General features: G+C 71.8%; 21 protein-coding genes. 9 read left to right on the forward strand and 12 right to left on the reverse strand.

Annotation, left to right across the window (positions count from 1 at the left end):
• Positions 1 to 190: 190 nt before the first annotated feature.
• The 5 genes from BJK06_RS05865 to BJK06_RS05885 all read left to right on the forward strand — a co-directional run bounded on the left by BJK06_RS05865 (position 191) and on the right by BJK06_RS05885 (position 8,659).
• Complete coding sequence (locus tag BJK06_RS05865; RefSeq protein ID WP_070417094.1) at positions 191 to 1,555, forward strand: extracellular solute-binding protein; 1,365 nt, start codon at positions 191 to 193, stop codon at positions 1,553 to 1,555.
• Positions 1,552 to 2,649, forward strand: a complete 1,098-nt coding sequence (locus tag BJK06_RS05870; RefSeq protein WP_070417095.1) for a carbohydrate ABC transporter permease — start codon at positions 1,552 to 1,554, stop codon at positions 2,647 to 2,649. Before BJK06_RS05865 ends, BJK06_RS05870 begins: the two co-directional genes overlap by 4 nt.
• On the forward strand, positions 2,646 to 3,581 hold the full coding sequence (locus tag BJK06_RS05875) for a carbohydrate ABC transporter permease (protein WP_092384698.1): 936 nt from the start codon (positions 2,646 to 2,648) through the stop codon (positions 3,579 to 3,581). Before BJK06_RS05870 ends, BJK06_RS05875 begins: the two co-directional genes overlap by 4 nt.
• Positions 3,578 to 6,592 carry a glycoside hydrolase family 2 TIM barrel-domain containing protein gene (locus BJK06_RS05880; protein ID WP_156794781.1) on the forward strand — a complete coding sequence of 1,005 codons (3,015 nt, stop codon included), beginning with the start codon at positions 3,578 to 3,580 and terminating at the stop codon, positions 6,590 to 6,592. The genes BJK06_RS05875 and BJK06_RS05880 overlap by 4 nt, the downstream gene beginning before the upstream one ends.
• Before the next feature lie 90 nt (positions 6,593 to 6,682).
• A complete protein-coding gene (locus BJK06_RS05885) occupies positions 6,683 to 8,659 on the forward strand; it encodes an Ig-like domain-containing protein (RefSeq protein WP_070417096.1) in 1,977 nt (658 codons plus the stop codon).
• A gap of 254 nt (positions 8,660 to 8,913) precedes the next feature.
• Here the strand turns inward: BJK06_RS05885 and BJK06_RS05890 are convergent, their stop codons facing one another.
• Entirely contained in the window at positions 8,914 to 9,333 is a 420-nt protein-coding gene (locus tag BJK06_RS05890) for a DUF3151 domain-containing protein (protein WP_070417097.1), read from the reverse strand.
• A 288-nt stretch (positions 9,334 to 9,621) separates the two neighbouring features.
• On the opposite strand from BJK06_RS05890, the gene BJK06_RS05895 reads away from it, so the two are divergent.
• The gene (locus tag BJK06_RS05895) at positions 9,622 to 11,196 is read left to right on the forward strand and encodes an ABC-F family ATP-binding cassette domain-containing protein (RefSeq protein WP_070417098.1); all 1,575 of its coding nucleotides are present in this window, start codon (positions 9,622 to 9,624) and stop codon (positions 11,194 to 11,196) included.
• Positions 11,197 to 11,216: 20 nt separating this feature from the next.
• Here BJK06_RS05895 and BJK06_RS05900 read toward each other — a convergent pair whose 3' ends face one another.
• The 11 genes from BJK06_RS05900 to BJK06_RS05950 form a co-directional block, all read right to left on the reverse strand.
• A complete protein-coding gene (locus BJK06_RS05900) occupies positions 11,217 to 11,912 on the reverse strand; it encodes an SDR family oxidoreductase (RefSeq protein ID WP_070417099.1) in 696 nt (231 codons plus the stop codon).
• A 106-nt stretch (positions 11,913 to 12,018) separates the two neighbouring features.
• A complete protein-coding gene (locus BJK06_RS05905; protein WP_083295094.1) occupies positions 12,019 to 12,507 on the reverse strand; it encodes a DedA family protein in 489 nt (162 codons plus the stop codon).
• A 36-nt stretch (positions 12,508 to 12,543) separates the two neighbouring features.
• Positions 12,544 to 13,575, reverse strand: coding sequence for a YihY/virulence factor BrkB family protein (locus BJK06_RS05910; RefSeq protein WP_070417101.1), 1,032 nt, complete (start codon positions 13,573 to 13,575; stop codon positions 12,544 to 12,546).
• A gap of 4 nt (positions 13,576 to 13,579) precedes the next feature.
• Positions 13,580 to 14,098 (reverse strand): hypothetical protein, encoded by a 519-nt coding sequence (locus tag BJK06_RS05915; RefSeq protein WP_070417102.1) that lies wholly within the window; start codon positions 14,096 to 14,098, stop codon positions 13,580 to 13,582.
• Positions 14,099 to 14,482: 384 nt separating this feature from the next.
• Positions 14,483 to 15,526 carry a Gfo/Idh/MocA family protein gene (locus tag BJK06_RS05920; RefSeq protein WP_070417103.1) on the reverse strand — a complete coding sequence of 348 codons (1,044 nt, stop codon included), beginning with the start codon at positions 15,524 to 15,526 and terminating at the stop codon, positions 14,483 to 14,485.
• A gap of 70 nt (positions 15,527 to 15,596) precedes the next feature.
• The gene (locus BJK06_RS05925; protein ID WP_070417104.1) at positions 15,597 to 16,523 is read right to left on the reverse strand and encodes a prenyltransferase; all 927 of its coding nucleotides are present in this window, start codon (positions 16,521 to 16,523) and stop codon (positions 15,597 to 15,599) included.
• Positions 16,520 to 16,900: a lycopene cyclase domain-containing protein gene (locus BJK06_RS05930; RefSeq protein WP_070417105.1), complete on the reverse strand. Its 381-nt coding sequence runs from the start codon at positions 16,898 to 16,900 to the stop codon at positions 16,520 to 16,522. The genes BJK06_RS05925 and BJK06_RS05930 overlap by 4 nt, the downstream gene beginning before the upstream one ends.
• Complete coding sequence (locus BJK06_RS05935) at positions 16,897 to 17,238, reverse strand: lycopene cyclase domain-containing protein (protein ID WP_070417106.1); 342 nt, start codon at positions 17,236 to 17,238, stop codon at positions 16,897 to 16,899. The genes BJK06_RS05930 and BJK06_RS05935 overlap by 4 nt, the downstream gene beginning before the upstream one ends.
• The gene (crtI, locus tag BJK06_RS05940; protein ID WP_083295095.1) at positions 17,238 to 18,869 is read right to left on the reverse strand and encodes a phytoene desaturase family protein; all 1,632 of its coding nucleotides are present in this window, start codon (positions 18,867 to 18,869) and stop codon (positions 17,238 to 17,240) included. Before crtI ends, BJK06_RS05935 begins: the two co-directional genes overlap by 1 nt.
• On the reverse strand, positions 18,866 to 19,798 hold the full coding sequence (locus BJK06_RS05945; RefSeq protein WP_070417107.1) for a phytoene/squalene synthase family protein: 933 nt from the start codon (positions 19,796 to 19,798) through the stop codon (positions 18,866 to 18,868). Before BJK06_RS05945 ends, crtI begins: the two co-directional genes overlap by 4 nt.
• Positions 19,795 to 20,853, reverse strand: a complete 1,059-nt coding sequence (locus BJK06_RS05950) for a polyprenyl synthetase family protein (protein ID WP_070417108.1) — start codon at positions 20,851 to 20,853, stop codon at positions 19,795 to 19,797. The genes BJK06_RS05945 and BJK06_RS05950 overlap by 4 nt, the downstream gene beginning before the upstream one ends.
• 21 nt (positions 20,854 to 20,874) lie before the next feature.
• Here BJK06_RS05950 and idi point away from each other — a divergent pair, with 21 nt between their 5' ends.
• The 3 genes from idi (at position 20,875) to BJK06_RS05965 (ending at position 23,905) form a co-directional block, all read left to right on the forward strand.
• Positions 20,875 to 21,417 carry an isopentenyl-diphosphate Delta-isomerase gene (idi, locus tag BJK06_RS05955; protein ID WP_070417109.1) on the forward strand — a complete coding sequence of 181 codons (543 nt, stop codon included), beginning with the start codon at positions 20,875 to 20,877 and terminating at the stop codon, positions 21,415 to 21,417.
• A 285-nt stretch (positions 21,418 to 21,702) separates the two neighbouring features.
• On the forward strand, positions 21,703 to 22,752 hold the full coding sequence (locus tag BJK06_RS05960; RefSeq protein ID WP_070417110.1) for a magnesium and cobalt transport protein CorA: 1,050 nt from the start codon (positions 21,703 to 21,705) through the stop codon (positions 22,750 to 22,752).
• A 130-nt stretch (positions 22,753 to 22,882) separates the two neighbouring features.
• Positions 22,883 to 23,905 carry a LacI family DNA-binding transcriptional regulator gene (locus BJK06_RS05965; protein ID WP_070417111.1) on the forward strand — a complete coding sequence of 341 codons (1,023 nt, stop codon included), beginning with the start codon at positions 22,883 to 22,885 and terminating at the stop codon, positions 23,903 to 23,905.
• Positions 23,906 to 24,105: the final 200 nt, after the last annotated feature.

Genomic DNA, 24,105 nt, shown 5'->3' on the forward strand with positions numbered 1-24,105 from the left:
CAGCTCCTCTCGACGGATGCCGGGGCTGTCACGGACCCCGACGTTTCGTGTTGGCCCACACTCCACCCCGGCGGGGCACGGTGTTCCACGTCCGGAGGGAACGTCCAGAATCTTCGTGAAAGTACAGCTGCGCTCGGTTTTGTGGTTGGGTTGGAGGCATCCCGCTCGACGACGAACCGGAGTCCCGGCAATGACGCCTCCACCGAACCGACGGCCCATCTCCCGACGACAACTGCTGGGCTTCGGCCTCGGCGCGGCCGCGACCGGACTGCTCGCCGGCTGCGCGGTGCCGGGCTCGACCAACGTGAACAAGGCGGCGCTGATCCCCGCCGCCGCGAGCGGGCAGAAGGTCGAACTGACCTACTGGGCCTGGCTCAAGGACCTGCAGAAGGTCTGCGACGTCTGGAACAAGACGCACCCGGACATCCAGGTGACCGCGAACTGGATCCCGGGCGGCAACAGCGGCGGGTACCAGAAGATGTACTCCGCGCTCGCGGCCGGTGGTGGCCCGGACATCGGGCAGGTCGAGCTCCGTCAGATCCCCGAGTTCATGCTCGCCAACGGCTTGGTCGACCTCGCCCGCTACGGCGCGAAGGACTTCGAGTCGAAGTACGACGACGCCGCCTGGGCGCAGGTCTCGTTCGTGGACGGCATCTACGGCATCCCCCAGGACACCGGCCCCATGGGCTTCTACTACCAGACGGCGCTCCTGGAGCAGGCCGGCGGCGAACCCCCGACGACGTGGGACGAGTGGCGCGACCTCGCCGAGAAGGTCCGGAAGACCGGGGCGCAGAACTACCTCGAGGTCTTCCCGGTCTCGGACGCCTCGCCCTTCGCCGCGTACGCGCAGCAGGCCGGCGCCCGGTGGTTCAAGGTCGACGGCGACGAGTGGGTCGTCGACATGACCGACGAGAAGACCCTGATGGTCGCCGAGTTCTTCGACGGCGTGATCGACGACAAGCTCGTCGACACGAGCGCCGGCGCGTACTCCCCGGGCTGGTACGCCTCGGCTGCGAGCGGCAAGATCGCGGCCGTCACGAGCGCGAGCTGGGGCGACGCCCTCATCGAGTCCGTCCAGGGCGGCGAGGGGAAGTGGAAGGTCGCACCCATGCAGAAGTGGGGCGACACCGGGTTCGGGTCGAGCGCGATCGGCGGTTCGACGGCTGCGGTGCTCGCCAACGCGAAGCACCCGAAGGAAGCGCTCGAGTTCATCACGTGGATGACCACCTCGAAGGAGGGCATCGACGCGATGATCAAGTACTGCGGCATCGGGTGGTCGCCCGCGAAGGACTACATCGGGGCGCAGCGCGAACAGCCGAGCAAGTGGTTCTCCGGGCAGAACTACAACGAGGACGTCTTCGTCCCCGCCGCCCAGGAGCAGAACGTCGAGTGGTCCTGGTCGCCCGTGACGCAGTCGGCGTTCACGAGTCTGCAGAACCAGTTCCGCCGCAAGCTCACGAGTGGGCTGAAGCTCACCGACGCGGTGGAGCTCGCCCAGAAGGAGATCGTCCAGTCCTTCAAGGACAAGGGCCTCAGCGTGAGGACGGCACGATGACCACGACGCAGCCGAAGAACGGCTTCCGCACGAGCACGAAGGCCACGGTCGCCCAGAAGCGCGCCCCGTGGATCCTGCTCGCACCCTTCCTCGCCCTGTTCGTGCTGACGTTCATCATCCCGATCATCAGCGCGCTGTTCCAGTCGTTCACGACCGTCGACCGCGAGGGGCTGTTCGGCGAGGACGGCGTCGTCGGCAAGTTCGCCGGCTTCGACAACTACGCGATCGCCCTGCAGGACGCCGGCTTCGTCGCCTCGATCGGCCGCATGCTGCTGTTCGGCATCGTGCAGGTCCCGGTGATGATCATCGCCTGCACGATCCTCGCGCTGCTGCTCGAGTCGGCGAGCGCCCGCTGGCCGGGCTTCTTCCGTGCGATCTACTTCATGCCGTACGGCGTCCCCGGCGTCATCGCGACGATCCTGTGGTCGTTCCTGTACGTGCCGGGCCTGTCGCCGATCGTGTCGCTGCTGCAGGGGATCGGGCTCCAGCCGGACTTCCTCGGCGCGAACAGCGTGCTCTGGTCGATCGCGAACATCGTCACGTGGACGTACACCGGCTACAACATGCTCATCATCGTGGCGCAGCTGAAGTCCATCCCCGGCGAGGTCTACGAGGCCGCCAAGGTCGACGGCGCGAACGCGTTCCAGGTCGCGTGGCGGATCCAGATCCCCCTCATCGCGCCGGCACTCGTGCTCACGACGGTGTTCTCGATCATCGGCACGCTGCAGCTCTTCGCGGAGCCGCAGATCCTGTCCACGGTCGCCCCCGCGATCGACACCGAGTACACGCCGAACTACGCCGCCTACACGAACGCGTTCGCGTTCAACGAGTACGGCGTCGCGAGTGCGCAGGCGGTCATCATCGCGCTGGCCGCGTTCATCCTGTCGTTCGCGTTCCTCGCGTTGACGAACCGTCCGCCGAAGGACGAGCGGGATCGCCGCAAGCGGGCGAAGCGGGACGGCCAGGAGGCGCGGGTCGCGCTCCAGACGCGCGTCGCGTCCGCCGGGACGGTCACCACCCAGGCCGCACCGCACCTCCCGGGCCGCTCCGGTCCGGACCACGGCACCACCGTCACGAAGGGGGCGGACGCATGAGCAGCGAAGCCATCGAAGCGCCGGCCACCGCGAAGACCGCGGTCCCGGTGGACACCACGTCGATCTCGGCGCACCAGCGCCGCAAGCTCGACCGCTCCGGCAAGTCGCAGATCGTCGTGACGGGCATCCTCGTCATCGTCGCGATCTACTTCCTCGTCCCGCTGTACTGGGTGATCATCGCCGCGACGAAGACCACCGGCGCACTGTTCGCCACGAACGGGTTCTGGTTCGGCGGCGACTTCGCGCTGTTCAGCAACCTCCAGCAGGTGTTCACGTACGACGGCGGCATCTTCGTCCGCTGGATCGCGAACAGCATCCTGTACTCGGGCGTCGGCGCCGTCCTCGCGACGTACTTCGCCGCGGCGGGTGGCTACGCGCTCGCGAAGTACGAGTTCCGGGGTCGGCAGCTCGTGTTCGGCACGATCCTCGGCGGCGTGCTCGTGCCGGGGACGGCGACGGCGCTGCCGCTGTTCCTGCTGTTCTCGACGCTGGGCCTGACCGACACGTACTGGAGCGTGCTCATCCCGAGCCTCGTCTCACCGTTCGGCCTGTTCCTCTGCCGGGTGTACGCCGCGGCGTCGGTGGACACGGCGCTCCTCGAGCAGGCACGCATCGACGGGGCCGGCGAGCTCCGGATCTTCCACACGATCGTGCTCCGGCAGATGACGCCGGCACTCGTCACCGTGTTCCTGTTCCAGGTCGTCGGCATCTGGAACAACTTCTTCCTGCCGCTCATCATGCTGGCCGACCAGAAGCTGTACCCGATCACACTGGGACTCAACAACTGGCGCTCGCAGGTGGACCGGCTGCCGGAGTTCTACCAGCTCACCACCGGCGGGGTGCTCGTCTCGGTCATCCCGCTCGTCATCGCCATCATCGTCCTGCAGCGCTTCTGGCGCGGGGGCCTCACGGAAGGATCGGTCAAGGGTTGACCATCGCCGCACTCTCCTCCACCGCCCCCGGTTCGGACACCCGGCTGGCCCCACGGGCCTGGCTGCACACGGACGCTCCCGCCCTGTCGTTGGACGGGGAATGGGACTTCCGGTGGTCGCCCGTCGCGGACGTCCCCGAACCGGGGCCGGAGGACGAGTGGGGCACCATCCCGGTGCCGGCGCACTGGGTGCTGCACGGGCACGGCGCGCCGAGCTACACGAACCTGCAGTACCCGTTCCCGATCGACCCGCCGCACCCGCCGGAGGAGAACCCGACCGGCGACTACCGCCGCACCTTCGACCTCCCGTCGTCCTTCGACGCCGCGGCCCGGGTGCTGCTCCGGTTCGACGGGGTGGAGTCGCACTTCCGGGTGTGGGTGAACGGCGTCGTCATCGGATGGTCGACCGGGTCGCGGCTCGCGACGGAGTTCGACGTCACGTCCGTGCTGCGACCGGGGGCGAACGAGGTCCGCGTCCGGGTGCACCAGTGGTCGGCGGCCTCGTACCTCGAGGACCAGGACCAGTGGTGGCTGCCCGGGATCTTCCGCGACGTCACGCTGCTGGCGCGGCCGACCGCCCCGATCGACGACGTGTTCGTGCAGGCCGGCTGGACCGCCGTGCTCGGGAGTGCGGCGAGCGCCGGGACAGCGGCGTCCGGCCGACCGTCGACCGGCACGGGGACGATCTCGTTCCCGACCGTCGATGCTGCGTTCCCGGTGCGCTTCACGGTGCCCGCGCTCGGCGTCGACGTCTCGTGGGCGTCCGCCGACGAGGTCGGACCGATCACCGTCGAGGGGGTCGAGCCGTGGAGCGCCGAGCTCCCGACGCTGTACGACGCGACGCTGTCCACCGGGACCGCAGCCGGTGGGAGCGCCGGTGGTGAGACCGTGTCGCTGCGGCTCGGCTTCCGCACCGTGTCGATCGAGGGCGATCGGTTCCTGGTGAACGGCGAGCGCGTGGTGTTCCACGGCGTGAACCGGCACGAGACCCACCCCGTGCGCGGTCGGGTGTTCGACGAGGAGCACGCACGCGCCGACATGGCGCTCATGAAGCGGAACAACGTCAACGCCATCCGGACGTCGCACTACCCGCCGCACCCCCGCGTGCTCGACCTCGCCGACGAGCTGGGCTTCTGGGTGATCCTGGAGTGCGACCTCGAGACGCACGGGTTCATCTTCACCGGCTGGGTCGGCAACCCGTCGGACGACCCGGCCTGGCGCGACGCGTACCTCGACCGCATCGCGCGGACCGTCGAGCGCGACAAGAACCACGCGTCGATCGTGATGTGGTCGCTCGGCAACGAGTCCGGGACCGGCCGCAACCTCGCCGCGATGTCGCAGTGGGTGCACGACCGCGACGACGAACGTCCGGTCCACTACGAGGGCGACTACACGGGTGCCTACACCGACGTGTACTCGCGCATGTACCCGTCGCTGCAGGAGACCGAGTCGATCGGCGGCGGTCCGGCAACGCCCCTGCTCGGCTGCGGCCCGGCCGAGGCGGCTCGCCAGCGGTCGAAGCCGTTCATCCACTGCGAGTACGTGCACGCGATGGGCAACGGACCCGGCCAGATCGCCGAGTACGAGGCCCTCGTGGACAAGTACCCGCGGCTGCACGGTGGGTTCGTGTGGGAGTGGCGGGACCACGGGTTGCTCGCGCACACCCCCGACGGACAGCCTTACTACGCGTACGGCGGCGACTTCCACGAGGTCGTCCACGACGGCAACTTCGTGATGGACGGCCTGGTGCTGCCCGACGACACCCCGACGCCGGGGCTGGCCGAGTTCGCGGCCGTCGTGGCGCCGATCCGGCTGTCCGCGTCGGACACCACCGTCCTCGTCGAGAACCGGTACCACTCGGCCTCGACCGCGGGACTGCGGTTCCACTGGACGCTGTCCCGGAACGGCGTGGTGGAGCACGAGGGCCGGTTCTCGCCGGGCGTCGTCGCGGCGCGGTCCTCCGCCACGGTGCCGGTGCCGGACGAGGTGCTCGAGGCCGCGACCGCGACGCTCGCCCCCGGTGACGAGCTGTGGTTCGACGTCACGGCGGAACTGGCGGGGCCGACCGCGTGGGCGGACACCGGCCACGTCCTGGCACGCACCCAGACGCTCGTCGCATCGCGCGAGGCGGACGTGCCACGGGCCTCCGGTCAGGGGTGGGACGGCGACCGACTCGGCGACGGGACGTTCTCGGCCCGCGGTGACCTGGTGTCCTGGAAGGGGCACGAGGTGGCGGGGCCGCGACTCGAGCTGTGGCGCGCACCGACCGACAACGACAGTCTGGCGTCGCAGGGCGGGTACGAGACGGCCGACCCGGTGCTGACGCACGGCGTGGGCGACCCGGACGCTCCCCCGTCGGCCACACGCTGGCGGGAACGCGGGTTGGACCGGCTCACGCACCGGCTCGTGTCGGTGTCGCGGACGGACTCCGGGCTCGAGCAGCGGGTCCGCGTCGCGGCGGCGAACAGCGGGTGGGGCGTCGACGTCACGCACCGCTGGACCCTGACCGACGCCGGGCTGCTGCTCCAGACCGACGCGGTTCCGTTCGGCGCGTGGGACGTCACGTGGCCACGGATCGGGGTGCGGTTCGACCTGCCAGCGTCCCTGGCTGACTCGGACGCGTCGTGGTTCGGCACGGGGCCGCTCGAGTCGTACGCGGACTCGTCGCACGCCGCCCGCGTCGGACGCTTCTCGGCACCGGTGCGGTCGCTCGGCGTCGAGTACTCGATGCCGCAGGAGACCGGGCACCGGCCGTCGCTGCGCGAGCTGTCGGTCGGGCCGTTCACCGTGTCGACCGTCGGCTCGCACCGTGCGGGGTTCACCCTGTCGCCGTGGACCGCGCAGCAGATCGGTCGCGCGATGCACCCGTACGAGCTGCCGGTGTCGGAGCACCTGTACCTGTACCTCGACGCCGCGCAGCACGGCCTGGGGTCGCGTGCGTGCGGCCTCGACGTGCTGCCGGAGCACCAGCTCTGGCCGCAGGCGTTCTCGTGGAGCGTCGTGCTCGGCTGAGCGCAGCCCGGAAGTCGTATATCTGATACATATTCCTTGCGCCTGCGTCGGGCGTACGGAAGGGTCTTCTCCACCAGCAGAGAGGACCCCATGCACAGCACTCCCAGGCGCGCCGTCGCGAGCGCCGCCCTGACCGCCCTCGTGGTGGTCGGCGGCGGCCTCGCGACCGCGGTCGCCACGACGTCCCCCGCGCACGCGGTCGCGCCGTTCCCGGTCACCGACCCCTTCGTCGGACTGCCGGTCGGCACGACGATGCCCGCCGGCTGGACCCGGATCGCGACGGACGACGGACAGGCAGCGATCGTCGACCACGGCGCCGCCGGACGGTGGCTGCGGCTGACCGACGACACGAAGCGGGTGAGTTCCGCCGTCTACAACGAGTCGCCCTACGACTCCAGCCACGGCCTGACGGTCGAGTTCGACCAGCGGATGTGGAGCACGACGGACACCGGGTACGCCGACGGGATCGGGTTCTTCCTGCAGGACGCCGCCGTCCCGCTCGACGCGATCGGGCCCGTCGGTGCCGGCCTCGGCTACCACGACGGCACCCGCCCCTGCGAGGAAGGCCTCGACGGCGGGGTCGTCGGGATCGGGTTCGACCGGTTCGGCAACTTCGCGCGTCCCGACGTCGTCCCGAACGCGATCACCGTCCGGGGTCCGGAGCGCGAGTGCTACCCGGTCCTCGCGACCACCGGGGACCTCGGCGACGGGTTCCTCGAAGACCGCGAGACCACGGCCGAGGCGGCCACGCACCGCCACGTGAAGATCGATCTCCTGCCGACCGACGCCGGCGGGATCCGGGTGCTCGTCGCCATGTCCGAGCCGACCGACCCCGGCGCCGACGCGGGCGAGCTGCGCGAGGTCGTCAGCGCCGACCTCCCCGCCACGGCGCTGCCGGAACAGGTGCGGTTCGGCTTCAGCGCATCGACCGGTGGCCGGACGCAGTTCCACGAGATCCGGAACCTGCGGGCGACGCAGCCGACCGACGTCGTCACGACCGCCCACACGCTGACGAACGCGCCGGTCACACCCGGCGAGGACGTCACGTTCGAGCTGCGGTCGGTGAACGACGGGCCGGCGACGATCGGCGGAGCGGTCGACGCCGTCGCGCGCACGGTGGCGGTGACCGAGGGACTGCCGCTGACGGACGTGCGGTGGACGTGCCGTGCGGAGGCCGGGGCGACGTGCGGCACCGCGGCGGGACAGGGTGCGGTCGCCGCCGACTGGTCTGGCCCGCCCGGTGGTGCGGTCACGATCGCGGTGCGGGGGACGGTGCCGGTGACGACCCGCTCCGGCCTCCACACGATGCCCGTCGAGAGCGTCACGGACTTCACGAGCGACCGCCTCGACGCAGCCCGCCCCGCGATCGCACTCGACGGTTCGGTGACCGACGTCGACCTGTCGAACAACGCCGACCGGACCGCGTTCGAGGTCGTCCTGCCCGAGGCCGTCGCGGTCGACGACGAGGGCACGACGAAGCAGGGCGAGCCGGTGACGATCGACGTCCTCGGCAACGACCCGCTCGACGGGAGCTCGGCGGACCCGGACTTGCTGCGCTTGAGCGGCGACGGGATCGAGGGGGCGGAGCTCTCGGCGGACGGCAAGCGGCTCCGGGTCCCCGGCGAGGGCGTCTGGACGGTCGAGGGCGTGCAGGTGACGTTCACCCCGGAGTCGTCGTTCTCCGGACCGGCGACGGCGGTGCGGTACCAGGTGACAACGCACGCGGGGCAGACCGTGGTGGCGGTCGTCCGGGTCGTCGTGGAGCCCGTCGAGTCGGTGGTCGTACCGCCGACGCCTGGCCCGGGCGCGGGCTCGGGCGGCGGCGCGGGCTCCGGCTCGGGCTCCGGCGCGGGTGCCGGCTCGGGCTCGGGACCGGGCGCTGGTGCTGGTGCTGGTGACCGCGGGGCGTCCGACGCCGTGGCCGAGCGGGCGAGCGCGCGGGGAGTGCTGGCGTACACGGGCGTGTCCGGGCCGGCCGCTCTCGTCACCGGGGCCGTGGCGGCGCTGCTGCTCGCCGCGGGTGCGTGGGTGCTGCTCGCGCGGCGGCGCGCCGTGGCCGCGCGCTAGCCGCCGGCGGCTCGCCGCGGCTCGCACAACGGAAGTCACCTCGAACCAGGCGGAAGCGCGGTTCGAGGTGACTTTCGTCGTGCGCCAGCCGGGCGCGAGCCAGCCCGCTGCGCAGGCAGAGGGAGGTTCCACGGCGTTCGTGACCGTTCTGGTTCGCGATTCCCGGGTTTCACGAACCAGAACGGTCAGCGAGCCCGAAAGATGCGCGTACCGGCGGAGACGAGCGACGAACCGCCCGCGCCTGCGCTCGCCCGCTACGCGCTCAGCGCCGGGATCGCCGCCGGGTCGGACGCATCGAGGAACTCCGTCAGCCGCTCGGGCTCGCCCGGCTCCTCGATCGCCGAAGCCGCCCGCCGCAACGCGAACAGCGCCCGCAGCACGCCCCGGTTCGGCTCGTGCGACCACGGCACCGGCCCGGCGCCGCGCCAGCCCGCCTTCCGCAGCGCATCGAGCCCACGATGGTACCCCACCCGCGCGTAGGCGTAGGACTCGAGGGTCGCCCCACGCTCCCACGCCTCGTCGGCGAGCAGTGCCCACGCCAGGCTCGACGCCGGGTGCGACACCACGACGCTCGCGACGGGGGCGTCGGCGGCGAGGGCGGCGGTCACCTCCGGGTCGGCGGGCAGGAGCGTCTCGGGGTTCGCGGTCGGGTTCGGCAGCAGGTTCTCCGGCATGCCCCCAGCCTGTCACGGCTCGAGGGCCTTGCGCGGCGCGAGACTCCCGGCGTACCGTGGGCGGGTCCTCGTCGTCATCGCGAGGCCACCGGTGCGGGACGACCGACCGGCGGTGCGGGTGGCGGTCACGCAGGGCTCCCCGACGGAAGTGGACGCATTGCTGTCGATCACCGGATCTGCTCAGCCCTCGCGCTGACACCGTGATCGTCGCGCCCCGTCGGGCGCTCCGCCCTCCCGTGGCGGGTCCGGTGTCGTGCGCCCAGCATCGACCACCGGGGAGGCACCCGTATGCCCATCAGTCCGTCCGTCGTCCTGAACGACCTCAGTTTCGCCTGGCCCGACGGCACCGTCGCGCTCAGCCACCTCACCACCGCCTTCGGCCGTGGCCGGACCGGCCTGGTCGGGAGGAACGGTGCCGGCAAGTCGACCCTCGTCCGGCTGGCCACGGGTCGGCTCCACCCCACGTCGGGCACCATCACGACGTCCGGCCCCGTCGACCACCTGCCGCAACGCCTGCAACCGCAGAACGACGACGCGGTCGCCGACCTCCTGCGCATCCGTCCGACCCTGACGGCCCTCCGCGCGATCCTCGGCGGTGACGCCGCTCAGGAGCACTTCGACGCCGTGGGCGACGACTGGGACCTCGAGGAACGTGCGGCCGCGGCGCTCGACGGCATCGGCCTCGGCATCGGCGCCGAACTCGAGCGTCCGGTGAGCACCCTGTCCGGAGGTCAGGCCGTCCTCGTGGCGGTCGCCGGCATCCGGCTGCGGGGGCTCCCGATCGCGTTCCTCGACGAGCCGACGAACAACCTCGACCGTCGTGCGCGGAGCATGTTGCTCGACATGGTCGACGACTGGCCGGGCACCCTCGTCGTCGTCAGCCACGATCGCGAGCTCCTGGAGCACGTCGACGAGGTCGCCGAGCTCCGCGCGGGCGGCATGACCGTGTTCGGCGGGACCTTCAGCGCGTTCGAGGAGCACCTCGCGGTGCAGCAGGCTGCCGTCGAACGCGAGGTCCGGGTCGCCGAGCAGCGACACCGCACCGAGAAGCGCCAGCGCATCGAGGCCGAGACGAAGATCGCCCGTCGGGCCCGGTCCGGGGTGAAGGCCGCCGAGGGGATGCCGAAGATCTTCGCGAACGAGATGCGGAAGCGCGGCGAACAGACCGCCGGGCGGCTCCGCACCGGGTACGCCGAGGACGAGGCCGCCGCACTCGCCACCAAGCGCGAGGCGGAGGGACGGTTGCGCGCGGACGAGTCCATCCACGTGACGCTCCCCGACCCGGACGTGCCGGCGTCGCGGCAGATCGCGACCATCACGCTGCGCGGGCGGGCGACGATCGTGCAGGGTCCGGAGCGCATCGCGGTCGCCGGGGACAACGGCGTCGGCAAGACGACGCTCCTCGAGCAGCTCGTCGGGGTCCCCGGCGCGCGGGCGCACCCGTTGCCCGACACGACTGCGGTCCCGCACGTCGAGCGCATCGGCTACCTGCCGCAGCGGAAGGACTCACTCGACGACGCGCTGTCGGTGCTCGAGAACGTCCGGCGGGATGCCCCGCACGTCCCGCCGGCCGAGGTGCGGAACCGGCTGGCGAAGTTCCTGGTGCGCGGGGACACCGTCGACCGCCCGGCCGGCGCGCTCTCGGGCGGGGAGCGGTTCCGGGTGGCGCTGGCGAGCCTCGTGCTCGCGGATCCGCCGCCGCAGCTGCTGGTACTCGACGAGCCGACGAACGACCTCGACCTGACGAGTGTCGACCAGCTCGTGGACGCGCTCCGGGCGTACCGGGGAGCCCTCGTGGTGGTCAGTCACGACGAGACGTTCCTCGACCGCCTCGACCTCACCACGAGGATCGAGCTCGGGTGACCCGCCCCCGTCGCAGCGGGTCAGCGCCGCCGCGTCGGCCGGATCGCCAGCGACTCGATCGTGCCCCGCTCCGGCAGGTCGACCACGGTCCGGACGGCGTCGGCCACGTCCGAGGGCGCGAGGTAGTAGTCGGTGTCGTAGTCCTCGCCGAGCTTCTCGGTCAGCGCCCGCTGCATGTCCGAGTCCGTCCGGCCTGGGTGCACGCTCGACACCCGGACGCCGTTCGCCCGTTCCTCTTCCCGCAGGGCATCGGCGAACGCCCGCAGCGCGAACTTCGACGCCGCGTACACGCCGCCGCCGGGGCCGGAGTGGAACCCGGCTCCGCTGTTGATCGGCACGACGATGCCGTGCGCCGCGCGGAGGGCAGGGAGGGCGAGCCGCGTCAGCTCGGCGACCGCGAACACGTTCGTGGCGAAGACCTGCTCCCACACCTCGCGCGGGGTGTCCGCGACGGTCGAGCCCTGCTCGACCCCGGCGGAGTGCACGAGGACGTCGAGGCGCTCCGGCAGCGGCGGGAACTCGCCCGCGCCGAGGTCCCCCACGAACGGCGACGCGCTGGGCAGCTCGGCGACGAGCGCGTCCACGGCGGCGGCGGTCCGGCCGCCGACGAGCACGTGGTGCGTGCGTCCCAGGTCGAGCGCGATGGCCCGGCCGATCCCACGGGTCGCGCCCGTGACGAGTGCGGTCGGGCGGACGGGAGGCGCGGTGTCGGTCATGCGCACCACCCTACGGAAGGCGCGGGGCGGGCCGGCACCGCGTCTCCTGGGCTGTGGAGAACCGGACGACGGCCGCGGGGCGGGCCGGCACCGCGTCTCCTGGCCGTCAGACCCGGGACGTGTCCGCGGCGAGCCGGCGACGACGCCGGACCGTCCACACGGCGACCGCGGCGGCCGCCGCCAGCACGACGAGCACGATCACGCCCCACGGCGACCCCGCGAACGCCGCGAGCACCGCCCAGAACAGCGCGATCCCCACCGTCGCGTACACGAACGCCCACGCCACGCAGCCCGGGACCATCGCGATCGTGTACCGCCACCACGGCACCCGGGCGATGCCGGCAGCCGCGTTCATGATCGTCTGCAGCCCCACGGTGAGGAAGCTGACCGTGACGACGGGCAGCCCCCAGCGGTCGAGCAACGCCGAACCCCGACGGACCGCCGCCGAGTCGAGCCAGCGACCCCAGCGGGACCGCGCCGCGCCGGTGACCGCGAGCCGTGCCAGCCAGTAGGTCGCCTGCGCGCGGCAGAGCACCACGACGAAGAGCGCGAGGACCAGCCACCAGAACGGGAGCCCCTCGAGGAAGGACGGCACGGGCGAACCGTAGCGACCCCGACCGGGAATGTCCCGTCAGCGGCGGTCGGCGTCCTCGCGGATCTTGATGCCGTCCAGGACGTCCTGCGCGCGCTTCTCGTCCTGCTTCTCGATCTGCCGGGTGTCGCGTTCGGGGAGCTGGATGTCCTCCTCCGCACGGATGCCGGCCTGCAGCTGCCGTCCGCGCTCGAGCTCGGCGTCGAACTCCGCGCCGAAGAGCAGCGCATTGTTCGTGATCCACACCCACAGCAGGAAGACGATCACGCCACCGAGGGATCCGTACGTGGCGTTGTAGTTCGAGAAGTTCCCGACGTAGAAGCCGAACCCGACGCTGGCGATGACGAGGATCAGGATGGCCACGATCGACCCGCCGCTGACCCACCGGAACTTCGGCTGCTTGACGTTCGGCGCCCAGTAGTAGAGCACCGCGACGACGATGATCGCGATGACGAGCAGGATCGGCCACTGCACGATGCTCAGGACGGTCGCGGCGGCGTCGCCGAGCCCGATCACGTCGCCGAAGCTGCGAGCGAGCGGGCCGGACACGAGCGCGAGCAGCCCGAGGACGAGCAGGACCACGGTGAAGAGCGTGACACCGAGCATGGTCGGGCGGAGCTTCCAGATCGGACGCCCCTCGCGGACGTTGTAGATCCGGTTCATCGCGCGGCCGAACGCGCCGACGTACCCGGAGGCCGACCAGAGCGCACCGACCACACCGACGATGAACGTGATCGGCGCCGCTGGCGAGCGCACGAGTCCCTCGATGGGGTCCCGGAGCAGGCTGACGACCTGCTCGCCCCCGATGTTGTTGACGAGGTCGAGCAGCGTGTCGATCGTCTTCTTCGGGTCGGACACGAGCCCGAGGATCGACACCACGGCCAGCAGACCGGGGAAGAGCGCGAGCACGGTGTAGTAGGTCAGGCTCGCGGCGAGGTCGGTGCACTGGTCGCTGGAGAACTCGCGGAGCGTCTTCTTCAGCGTGTAGACCAGCGTGGGCTTGGTGAGGTCCGCCGGACTGTCGGGCTTGCGGGGGTCGTCGGGTTCGGGCTTGTGCTGCTCGCGTGCCACGGGACTACCCCCTCGCCTTCAGTGCCTGCTTCGAACGCTTGGCGGCCTGCTTGCGGTTCTTCGTCGCCCGGCGCTGGACCGCGGCGATGCCGGCGCGCTGCTTGACGCGTGCGCGGTGCTGCGGGTCGCGTTCGAGCGACTCCTCGGCGGCCTTCGCACGGGCCTTGCGCCCCTTGCGCCCGGGCTGGCTCTGCTCGGCGGCGCCCGGGCCGTCGCCACCACGGGCCCCGAACGGCAGCAGCGCGGTGAAGGCCGACGACGCGGGCGGCTCGGCGAGGTGCCCGGCGGGGTTGTTCCGGATCGCGATGCCGACGACGATCGCCGCGACACCGGCTGCAGCGGTCACGCCCATCGCCACGAGCGGGGTGGGGTCGCGGTGCCAGCGCTGCTTGGTCTTCGCGATCGCCAGGCGGGTGCGCGCCGGGATGTCCGCACGACGACGGATCTCGGTCACGGTGTCCGTGATGCCCTCACGTGTGCGGACGTTCGCGAGTTCGAGCTCGGGGAGACTGTCCTTGGCCATTCCCCATTTCGTACACGCTCGGGCCGGGGTCGTGTCCAGCCCCGGGCGTGTCCCGCGCACGGCGGACGCGGCCGGCGGGCACCGCCGGTGCCGGTGCCGGTCTCGCGAAAGCGACAGATCCGCGGGCCGGCCCGCCGTCCGTGTCGCGAAAGCGACAGGGTGCCGCGGGAACGCGACGGCAGACTGTCGCTTTCGCGGGGCGGGAGCGCGACCGGACGGCGGCCTGGAGGCGCGGGTCGGGCCCGCACCGCGCCTCCAGTCCGTGCCGCCGGAGCGACAGACCCGTGGGCCGGCCCGTCGTCTGTGCCGCGGAAGCGACAGGGTGCCGCGGGACCGCGGCGGCAGACTGTCGCTTTCGCGGGGCGGGGCGGGGCCCGCCGGGCGTCAGGATGGGACGACGACGTCCTCGGGCAAGCCCGACGCAGCGGAGCGGCCCGCCGCCTCCATGAGCGCGAGGCTCCGCAGGTTGTCGCGACCGCTCGTCGCCGGCGCGGGACCACCGGACACCGAACGCGCGAACGCCTGCAGCCCGCCCTGCCGGTCGGTGTGCGCCATCGTCGGCAGCTCGACCGCCTCGGCCTCGTCGTCCTGCGTCCGGCGGACGGTCACGCGGTCCCCGGCCACCGCGTTCGGCTCCCCCGAGCGGCTCGTGAACCACAGTTCGCCGTCCTCGCCCTGGATGCTCCACTCGCCCGCCCAGGCCGTCCGGGGGCCGCGCGAGAGCCAGCTGCCGCGGTAGCTGACCACGAGGCCGTCGTCGAGCTCGATGATCATCGAGGCGACGGCTTCGTCCTGGTACTTGCTGTACGACGGGTACGACGACTTCGCGAACACGCGGACGGCCTCGCGACCGGTGATCATCCGGAGGAGGTCGAAGTGGTGGATCGCCATGTCGTTGATCATCGCGTGCGGGAACCGGTAGTGCGGGTGCTCCTCGAACGCGAGGTCGTTGTCCCACTGCCGGAAGTCGACGTTGATCGCCGAGAGCTCGCCGACGGTGCTCGCGGCGAGCAGGTCCTGCACGACCCGGGGTGCGGGGTACCAGCGGTAGTTCTGGCTGACCTGGAGCACGAGCCCGAGCTCCTCGGCGCGACGGACCGCGGTGACGGCCTCGTCCGTGGTGTTGGCGAAGGGCTTCTCGACGAGGACGTGCTTGCCGGCCTCGAGCGCCTCGAGGGCGAGCGGCACGTGCGTCACGGCGGGGGCGGTGATCACGACGGCATCGGCTTCGACCCCGGCGAGCGCCTCGGTGAGGGACGCGAACGCCGCCGACTCGGGCAGGCCGAGGTCCGACCGCACGGCGTCCAGTGTCGCCGGGACCGGGTCGACGATCCCGACCACCTCCACTTCGGTGACCTCCGGGATGGCGGTGCGGGCCCAGTTGCCGCCCCACCCTCCGAGACCGACGTGGATGATCCGGACCGTCATGCGTGCACTCCTTCGTGGCTGGCGCCCCACGACTCCCGCGGCGCGTGCGTCCAGTCTGTCAGGGCACGGGTCAGTGCGTGAACGCGTACGCGATGAGTGCCATCGTCACGATGAACCCGGCGAGGTAGTTGATCCAGAGGAACCGCTTCCACCCGGCGTTCGCGGACTCGGCGCCCGCGTCGGTGACGTTCCACCACGGCAGCACGTTGAGGGCGTACGGCACCACCACGATCGCGGCGATCGGACCAGGGAACGCCGAGAACAGCAGCGCGACACCGGCCACGAGGTACGCCACGAACGCCAGGCGCACGGTGGCGCGGGCACCGATGACGGTCGCCACGGAGCCGATCCCGCCGGCCCGGTCGGCGAGGACGTCCTGCACGGCACCGAACGCGTGCGACGCCACGCCCCACAGGAAGAACGCCACGCACACGGCGACGAGCTGGCCGGTCCAGTGCGGGCCGGCGAGCGCCAGGCCGTAGATCGCCGGCGAGACGAAGTGGGTGCTCGACGTGAGCGAGTCGAGGAACGGCTTCTCCTTGAAGCGCAGCCCCGGTGCCGAGTAGGCGATGACGGCGAACACGCTGATCGCGAGCACGAGCCACGACCACGGCCCGTTGCCGGACACCGCGCCGAGCACGACGAGCGCGACCAGGAACGGCACGTTCGTGACGACGACGGCCCACAGTGTGGTGCGGTGCACGCTCTTGTCGAGCAGGGCACCCTCGACCCCGCCCTTGCGCGGGTTCCGCAGGTCGGACTCGTAGTCGAAGACGTCGTTGATGCCGTACATCGCCAGGTTGTAGGGCACGAGGAAGTACACGACGCCGACGAGGAACGCCACGAGCGAGAACCCGCCCCCGCCCTCGACGCCGACCCCGCTGCCGAGCAGGTACGCGGCGCCGAACGGGTACGCGGTGTTCACCCAGCTGATCGGGCGGGACGACACGAACAGGGCGCGCAGGGTCGACGGCCTGGAGGCGGTGCTCGCGTTCATCGGGTCGGTTCCTCTTCGTGGGATGGCCGGGTGGGTCGGTCGAACAGGACCCACAGGCTGGGGAGCAGCACGGTCGCGGCGATCGAGTACGCGAGGTCCTCGACCGGGATCGCCCCGATCTTCGCACCACTGATGAGCGCCGGGTCGTACGCCACGATCCGCAGCGTCACGATGACGTTGTCGAACACGATCGTCATGACGAGCAGGGCGATGCCGGCGACGAGTCCGGTCACGAGGGCGATCCGTCGGCCGGTCGGTGCGCGGCGGCCCCGGGCACGAGCACGTCGTGCGGCGACGACCCCGGCGGCGACGGCGACCACCGCGACCGCGGCGAAGAACGGCAGCGCGAGCAGGGCGTAGGCGCCGGAGCCGGTCACGATCGGCTCCGCTCGGCCCGCCGCAGGCCCCGCGCGACGAGGGGCTGCACGAAGCCGACCAGGTTCATGGTCGTGTAGCAGAGCAGCAGGAGGAAGAAGAGCTCCTCGAGCGGGACGTCCGGCGCGAGGAGGACCCCGGTCAGCAGGTTCTGCGGCCCGATGAAGAAGATGCCGAGGGCGACCCCGAGCACGTCCCACAGCAGGAAGAACGCCACGCCGACGACCATCACGGCCGCCGCCCGCCACGGCGCCCGCCAGAAGAACAGGTGGAGCCGGGCATCGAGCACGGTCATGCCGACGAGCGACACCAGCAGCCCGGCGAGGTAGAGCCCGGGCATCAGTCAGTGGCGCCGGGCCGCCGGAGCGGTGCCGGGAGCGGTTCGGTGCTGGTGTCCCCGTGGATGCGCTTGAGGAGCACCTCGGCGCTGATCAGGCACATCGGCAGCCCGATGCCCGGGATCGTCGAGGCACCGGCGTAGTAGAGCCCGTCGACCTTCGCCGAGGCGTTCTTCTCGCGGAAGAACGCGCTCTGCTTCAGGGTGTGCGCCGGCCCGAGCATCGAGCCGCTCCAGGCGTTGTAGTCGTCGGCGAAGTCCCGGGGACCGATCGTCCGGCGGACCCGGATCCGGTCGCGGAGGTCCGGCACCCCGGCGCGCTCGGCGACGACGTCGATGGCGCGGTCGGCGATCCGCTCGACCTCGTAGTCGCCGGCACCGTCGATGCCGCCCTTGCCGATCGACAGGTCGGCGGGCAGCGGCACGAGGATGAAGAGGTTGCTCGATCCCCGCGGGGCGACCGAGGCGTCGGTCTCCGAGGGAGCGCAGACGTAGATCGACGCCGGGTCGGGGACGTGCCGGTCGGCGCCGAAGATCGCGCCGAAGTTCGCCTTCCAGTCCTCGGTGAACACCAGCGTGTGGTGCAGCAGCCCCGGCACGGGCCCGTCGACGCCGAGGTAGACGAGCACCGCGCTCGGCCCCGGGTCACGCTTCGCCCAGTGCGCGGCGGGGTACGTGCGGTGCTCCGCGTCGAGCAGCTGCAGCTCGGTGTGCCGGAGGTCGGCGGCGCTCACCACGAGGTCGGCGGGCGCCGTGTGCTGCGCACCGGCGCGGTCGCGGTGGACGACACCGGTGACGTGGCCGTCCTCGACGACGATGCGCTCGACCTTGGCGCCGGCGATGATCTTCGCGCCCTCACGGCGGGCGACGCGTTCGACGGCGGAGATGACCTCGGTGATGCCGCCCTTCGGGTAGAGCACCCCGTCGGCGAGGTCGAGGTGGCTCATGAGGTGGTACATGCTCGGCGCCGCGTACGGGCTCGTACCGAGGAACACCGCCGGGTAGCCGAGGACCTGCCACAGGCGGCGGTCCTTGACCGCGGACTCGGCGAAGGTCGAGAGCGGCTCGATGAGGAGGCGCGCGAGCTTCGGCAGCCGTCGGAGGACGTCGGGGGCCGCGAGCTTCGTGAGGTCCTGGAAGGTCGTGTAGAGGAACCGGCGGATCGCCATCGCGTAGGTGTCCTCGGACGAGGCCAGGTACTTCCGCATCCGTCTGCCGGCGCCCGGCTCGACGGACTCGAACAGGGCGATGTTCGCCTCCCTGTCGGCACGGAGGTCGATCGGGTCGTCGTAGCCCTCGCTGTACACGCGGTACCCGGGGTCGAGCTTCTCGAGGTCGAGCTCGGCGTCGGCCGAGGTGCCGAGCAGCTGGAAGAAGTGGTCGAACACCTCGGGCATGAGGTACCAGGACGGACCGGTGTCGAACCGGAAGCCGTCCTGCTCCCACGACCCGGCGCGGCCGCCGAGCTGCCCGCGCTGCTCGAGCACGGTCACCGAGAAGCCGTCCCGCGCGAGCAGGGCGGCGGACGCGAGTCCGCTGATGCCGCCGCCGATGACGACGGCACGTCGGGCGGGCACCTTGCGCTTGGTCGTGGTGCCGGCATCCTTCGGACTGGAGGCGCGGGGCGGGGTCACGCCGTGCCTCCCGTCCGGTGGTGGGTCGCGCGCGACCGCAGCGGCGCACGTCCGGCGAGCACCTGCGCGGCCAGGCGGGCCTTCACCGGGTTCGGGACGCGCACCCGGGTGGTGACCAGGCGGTCGGCGGGCGTGGCGGCGATGCGGTCGTTGAGCTCCTGGAAGAGCGCGTGCGCGAGGCCGACGGCGTTCCGCGCGTCGGCCGGCAGCAGCCGGACGGTGCGGGCGGCCCGGTCGAGGTCGGACCGGACGTCGGCGACCAGCCGGTCCTTCGTCGCCTCGTCGAAGCTGCGGATGTCGACCCCCGGGAAGTAGGAGCGGCCGAGCACCTCGAAGTCGGCGTGCAGGTCGCGCAGGAAGTTCACCTTCTGGAACGCGGCACCGAGCGCTCGGGCGCCGTCGACGAGCACGGTGCCGTCGAACGTCGGCCGGCCGGCGCGGTGGACGAACGCACGCAGGCACATCAGGCCCACCACCTCGGCCGAGCCGTACACGTAGCGGTCGAAGGACTCCTGGTCGTGCTCGGTCCGCTCGAGGTCCATCCGCATCGAGGCGAAGAACGGCCGCGTGAGCTCCGGGCCGAACCCGGTGACCCGAGCGGTGCGGGCGAAGGCGTGCACCACCGGGTTGACGGAGAAGCCGAGCGCGATCGCCCGCTCGGTGTCGGCCTCGAGCTCGTCGAGGACCGTCCGGGCGAGGTCGTGGTCGAGTCCGGCCTCGGTCGCGGGCCCGTCGACGACCTCGTCGGCGACCCGGACGAGGGCGTACACGTTGCGGATGTGCTCACGCGTGTCCTTCGTGAGCAGCCGACTGGCGAGCCCGAAGGACGTCGAGTACCGGTCGATGACGACGCCCGACGCGGCCTCGGCCGTGGCGTCGTAGAGCGGGAGCCGGGTCGTGGGACGCGGCTCCGTTCGGCTGTGGCTCACCGGGCGCGCTCCACGAGTTCGGTCACGAGGGCCTCCAGGCGGTCGGCGAGGTCGTACGGCAGTCCGGCGAGCTCGGCACGGGCGAGTGCGGTGTGCTCGGCGATCCGCGATTCGGCGGCGGCCCGGGCGCCGCAGGTGACAAGGGTCGCACGGAGTTCGGCCGCGCGCTCCTCGCTGAGGTCCGGGTCGCCGAGGTACGGCGCGATGTCCGGCCAGCACTCGGTCGTCGCGGCGTGGGCGATCAGCATGGTGCGCTTGCCCTCGCGTAGGTCGCCGAGGACGGTCTTGCCGGTCGTGCCCTCGTCGCCGAAGACCCCCAGCAGGTCGTCCACGATCTGGTAGGCGATCCCGATCTCGCGGCCGAAGGCGCCGAGCGCCTCGACGATCGGTTCGGCGGCGCCGGCCAGCACCGCACCGGACTGCAGCGGGGCCTCGAACGAGTACACGCTCGTCTTCGCACGCTCCATCTGCAGGACCTCGTCCACCGTCGGCATCACCCCGAGGGCGAGGTCGACGTCGGTCATCTCGCCCGCGGCGCTGGCGAACACGGCCTCGTCGAGGAGTTCGAGCAGGCGGGCACGGCGGTCACCCGTGACACCGGCCGACTCGATGAACCGGGGTGCGCCCGCGAGCGCCAGGTCGCCGGCGATGACCGCGGCGCTCATGCCGCGGTGCTCGGCGGTGGGCAGCGGCAGGCCGCCCGTCGTGCCCGTGTCGCGGAAGGACCCGGCGACGTTCGGCTGGCCGCGGCGCGACCAGTCGCGGTCGATGACGTCGTCGTGCACGACGAGCGCGGTGTGCAGCAGCTCGTACGCGGCACCGACGTGCGCGGCCGCGTGCAGGTCGTCGCCGCCGAGGCCGGTGTAGGCGGTGAGGACCATGCGCGGGCGGAAGCGCTTGCCGCCCATGCTCGCCTTGCGGAGCACCCGCCAGAGTTCCCCGGACGGTCGTCCGTACCGCTCGGCGCGCGCCGACGACACGGCGAAGAAGCGCTCGAGGCATTCGTCGACGAGCGCGAGGTCGATGTGCGCCACGGTGGCCGCTTCCTCGCTCATTGGCCTAACCTATCGATGCAGATGACGACTTTCCCTGAATCCGTGGTGCTCCTGGCCGATGACCGTACCCCGATCGGTACGGCGGACAAGTTCACGGTGCACACCGACCACACGCCCCTCCACCTGGCCTTCTCGTGCCACGTGCGGAACACCGACGGCGACGTCCTGGTGACCCGTCGTGCGCTGTCGAAGAAGACGTGGCCCGGGGTGTGGACGAACACGTTCTGCGGCCACCCCGGCCCCGACGAGTCGTTCGAGGACGCGATCGCCCGACGGGCCTCGCGTGAACTCGGCATCACCGTCCGCGACGTCGAGCTCGTGCTGCCGGACTTCCGGTACCGCGCCGTCGACGCCTCCGGGATCGTCGAGAACGAGGTCTGCCCGGTCTTCCGCGCGGTCACCGACGACGTCCCGGCTCCGGCCGACGACGAGGTCGCCGAGTACGCCTGGGTCTCCGAGGCCGCGCTGCGCGAGTCGGTCGCCGGAGCACCGTTCGCGTGGAGCCCGTGGCTCGGGTGGCAGCTCACCGAGCTCGCGACGGCCGGTCTGCACATCACCCGCTGACCCCCGCCGCGGGCCGCCGAGGCAGTGGTGTGTGAGCGTTCGTTCACTTGGCTCCGCCGACCCGACGGAGTAGGGTCGGGCGTCGGTCACGGGTGTGGCCACGAGGCTGCGCACCGCGGCCGACGGACCGGCAGAAGGGCAGGTGAGGCGCGATGTCGGGTGACCATCCTCGATCGGGCCGGCCGCCCCTGACGGTCGTCGCCGAGCCCGTTCGCTGAGCAAACCCCTCCCCCGGACCACTCCGGGGTCACTTCGCGCCTGCCCGCTCCCGAGAGGAGCACGCACATGGCACTGATCGACAACGCGATCTACGTCGAGGGACGTCGCGTCGGGTCACCGTCGACCCTGTCGCTCGCCACCGGGGGCGACCTCGCCTGGATCGGGCTCTTCCGCCCCGACGACACCGAGCTCGAGGCCGTCGCGACCGAGTTCGACCTGCACGAGAACGCGGTGGAGGACGCCCGCAAGGGACACCAGCGCGCGAAGCTCGAGCGGTACGGCGACACACTCTTCCTGGTGCTCCGGCCGGCGTGGTTCGACACCACTGCGGAGACCGTCGAGTTCGGTGAGGTGCACCTGTTCGTCGGCGACCGGTTCGTGGTGAGCGTCCGGCACGCCGAGCGTCCCGACCTGGCGGCGCTCCGAGCCCGGGTCGAGGCCGACCCGGAGTTCCTCGCCCGGGGCTCCGAGGCCGTCACCGCCGCCGTCCTCGACGAGGTCGTCGACGGCTACGCCCCCGTGGTCGAGATCCTGCAGGACCACGTCGACGCCATCGAGGACCAGCTGTTCGCCGGGCAGGTCGACCCCGGCGTCTCGAAGCGGATCTACCAGCTCCTCAGCGAAGTGCTGGCCTTCCAGCGCGCCACGAAGCCGGTGCCCGCGATGGTGAAGGGGCTGCTCCGCGGCGCCGACAAGTACGGCGTCGACGACGAGGTCCAGCACCGCCTGCGGAACGTGCTCGACCACGCGCTGCGGGTCACCGAGCGGGTGGACTCGTTCCGGGCCCTGCTCGAGAACGCCCTGACGCTGCACGCGACCCTGGTGTCGCAGGAGCAGAACGAGGCGATGCGCCGCATGACGAGCGCCAGCCTCGCGCAGGGCGAGGAGAGCCGCCAGCTCGCACGCGCCGCGCACCGGCAGGGCGAGGAGGTCAAGAAGATCTCCTCGTGGGCGGCGATCCTCTTCGCTCCGGGGCTCATCGCGGGGGTCTACGGGATGAACTTCGACCACATGCCCGAGCTCCACTGGCGGTACGGCTACCCGGTCGCGATCCTCGGGATGCTCGCCCTGATGGGCGTGCTCTGGGCGATCTTCCGGAAGCGCAACTGGCTGTAGGCACGTCCTGCACCCGGCCAGGGAGCGACAACTCAGGTGGCGTGGATGCCGGAGGCGTGCATAATGATCTGGCTCGGAATGTGAACGTGCACATGGGCGTGCCACGGCCCCGGGCAGGAAACGAGTAGCAATGGCGTCGACGCGGGCACAGCAACCGCGGTCGCCCAGCATCCGCGACGTCGCGCGGGTTGCCGGTGTGTCCCACCAGACGGTGTCTCGGGTGCTCAACAACTCGGACGCGATCCGGGCCGAGACCCGCGACCGTGTCCTCGCGGCGATGGAGCAGCTGCAGTACCGGCCGAACCGTGCCGCACGGGCACTGGTCACCAGCCGGACGCGGACGATCGGTGTGCTCACCGCGCAGCGCTCGCACTACGGGCCGGCGGTGACGATGCAGGCGATCGAGGACGCCGCGGTCAGCCGCGGGTACTCCGTGACGACGGCGAACATCGCCGAGCCGACCGACACCGCCGTCCGCGACGGCCTCGGGCACCTGCTCGACCAGGACGTCGAGGGGATCGTGGTCATCGCGCCGCAGCAGCGGGTGTTCGACCTCATCGAGGAGCTCGGGATCCGGACGCCGTACGTCACGATGCGCTCGAGCGTCGGCGAGGACCCGACCGCGCTCTGGGTCGACCAGATGGAGGGCGCCCGGCTCGCGACGGCGCACCTGCTCGACCTCGGGCACGAGTACGTCCGGCACATCGCCGGACCGCAGGACTGGATCGAGGCGGACGCCCGGATGCAGGGCTTCCTGCGCGAGATGTCCGACCGCGACATGCCCGTCGTCCCGCCGATCCTGGGCGACTGGTCCGCCGACTTCGGGTACCACGCCGGCCGGGAGCTCCTGCGCTGGCGGGACTGCACCGCGATCTTCTGCTCGAACGACGCGATGGCGCTCGGGGTGGTGCACGCCGCGCGCTCGTACGGCCTCGACGTCCCCGGGGACCTGTCGGTGGTCGGTTACGACGACATCCCCGAGGCGAAGCACTTCTGGCCGCCGCTCACGACCGTGCAGGTGGACTTCGCCGAACTCGGCCGGCGGTGCGTGGACCTGCTCCTGCCCGGCGACGACGACGCCGTCCTCCGGCCGATCGACATCGTGCCCCAGCTCGTGGTGCGCGGCTCCACGGGCGCCCCGCGCAAGCGCTGAGGGCGGCGCGGGCGCGCGTCGCGCCGGCCTTCGTGAGCAGAAATGGTCGGGTCGGGGAACGCGACCCGACCATTTCTGCTCACGAAGCGGGGCGGGCGCGCCCGTGCGGGGCGGGCACGGCCCCGCGGGGCGGGCGCGGCCCTGCGGGGTGGGCGGGCGCGTGCGCGGACGGGAGGCGCGGGGCGGCGCCGACCCGCGCC

Source organism: Curtobacterium sp. BH-2-1-1 (assembly GCF_001806325.1).
GTDB lineage: Bacteria > Actinomycetota > Actinomycetes > Actinomycetales > Microbacteriaceae > Curtobacterium.

Bases quoted from the DNA above. Each gene is read 5' to 3' on its own strand.
- BJK06_RS05865 (WP_070417094.1), top strand. From the start codon at position 191: ATGACGCCTCCACCGAACCGACGGCCCATCTCCCGACGACAACTGCTG.
- BJK06_RS05870 (WP_070417095.1), top strand. From the start codon at position 1,552: ATGACCACGACGCAGCCGAAGAACGGCTTCCGCACGAGCACGAAGGCC.
- BJK06_RS05875 (WP_092384698.1), top strand. From the start codon at position 2,646: ATGAGCAGCGAAGCCATCGAAGCGCCGGCCACCGCGAAGACCGCGGTC.
- BJK06_RS05885 (WP_070417096.1), top strand. From the start codon at position 6,683: ATGCACAGCACTCCCAGGCGCGCCGTCGCGAGCGCCGCCCTGACCGCC.
- BJK06_RS05890 (WP_070417097.1), bottom strand. From the start codon at position 9,333: ATGCCGGAGAACCTGCTGCCGAACCCGACCGCGAACCCCGAGACGCTC.
- BJK06_RS05895 (WP_070417098.1), top strand. From the start codon at position 9,622: ATGCCCATCAGTCCGTCCGTCGTCCTGAACGACCTCAGTTTCGCCTGG.
- BJK06_RS05900 (WP_070417099.1), bottom strand. From the start codon at position 11,912: ATGACCGACACCGCGCCTCCCGTCCGCCCGACCGCACTCGTCACGGGC.
- BJK06_RS05915 (WP_070417102.1), bottom strand. From the start codon at position 14,098: ATGGCCAAGGACAGTCTCCCCGAGCTCGAACTCGCGAACGTCCGCACA.
- BJK06_RS05920 (WP_070417103.1), bottom strand. From the start codon at position 15,526: ATGACGGTCCGGATCATCCACGTCGGTCTCGGAGGGTGGGGCGGCAAC.
- BJK06_RS05925 (WP_070417104.1), bottom strand. From the start codon at position 16,523: ATGAACGCGAGCACCGCCTCCAGGCCGTCGACCCTGCGCGCCCTGTTC.
- BJK06_RS05935 (WP_070417106.1), bottom strand. From the start codon at position 17,238: ATGCCCGGGCTCTACCTCGCCGGGCTGCTGGTGTCGCTCGTCGGCATG.
- BJK06_RS05950 (WP_070417108.1), bottom strand. From the start codon at position 20,853: ATGAGCGAGGAAGCGGCCACCGTGGCGCACATCGACCTCGCGCTCGTC.
- idi (WP_070417109.1), top strand. From the start codon at position 20,875: ATGACGACTTTCCCTGAATCCGTGGTGCTCCTGGCCGATGACCGTACC.
- BJK06_RS05960 (WP_070417110.1), top strand. From the start codon at position 21,703: ATGGCACTGATCGACAACGCGATCTACGTCGAGGGACGTCGCGTCGGG.
- BJK06_RS05965 (WP_070417111.1), top strand. From the start codon at position 22,883: ATGGCGTCGACGCGGGCACAGCAACCGCGGTCGCCCAGCATCCGCGAC.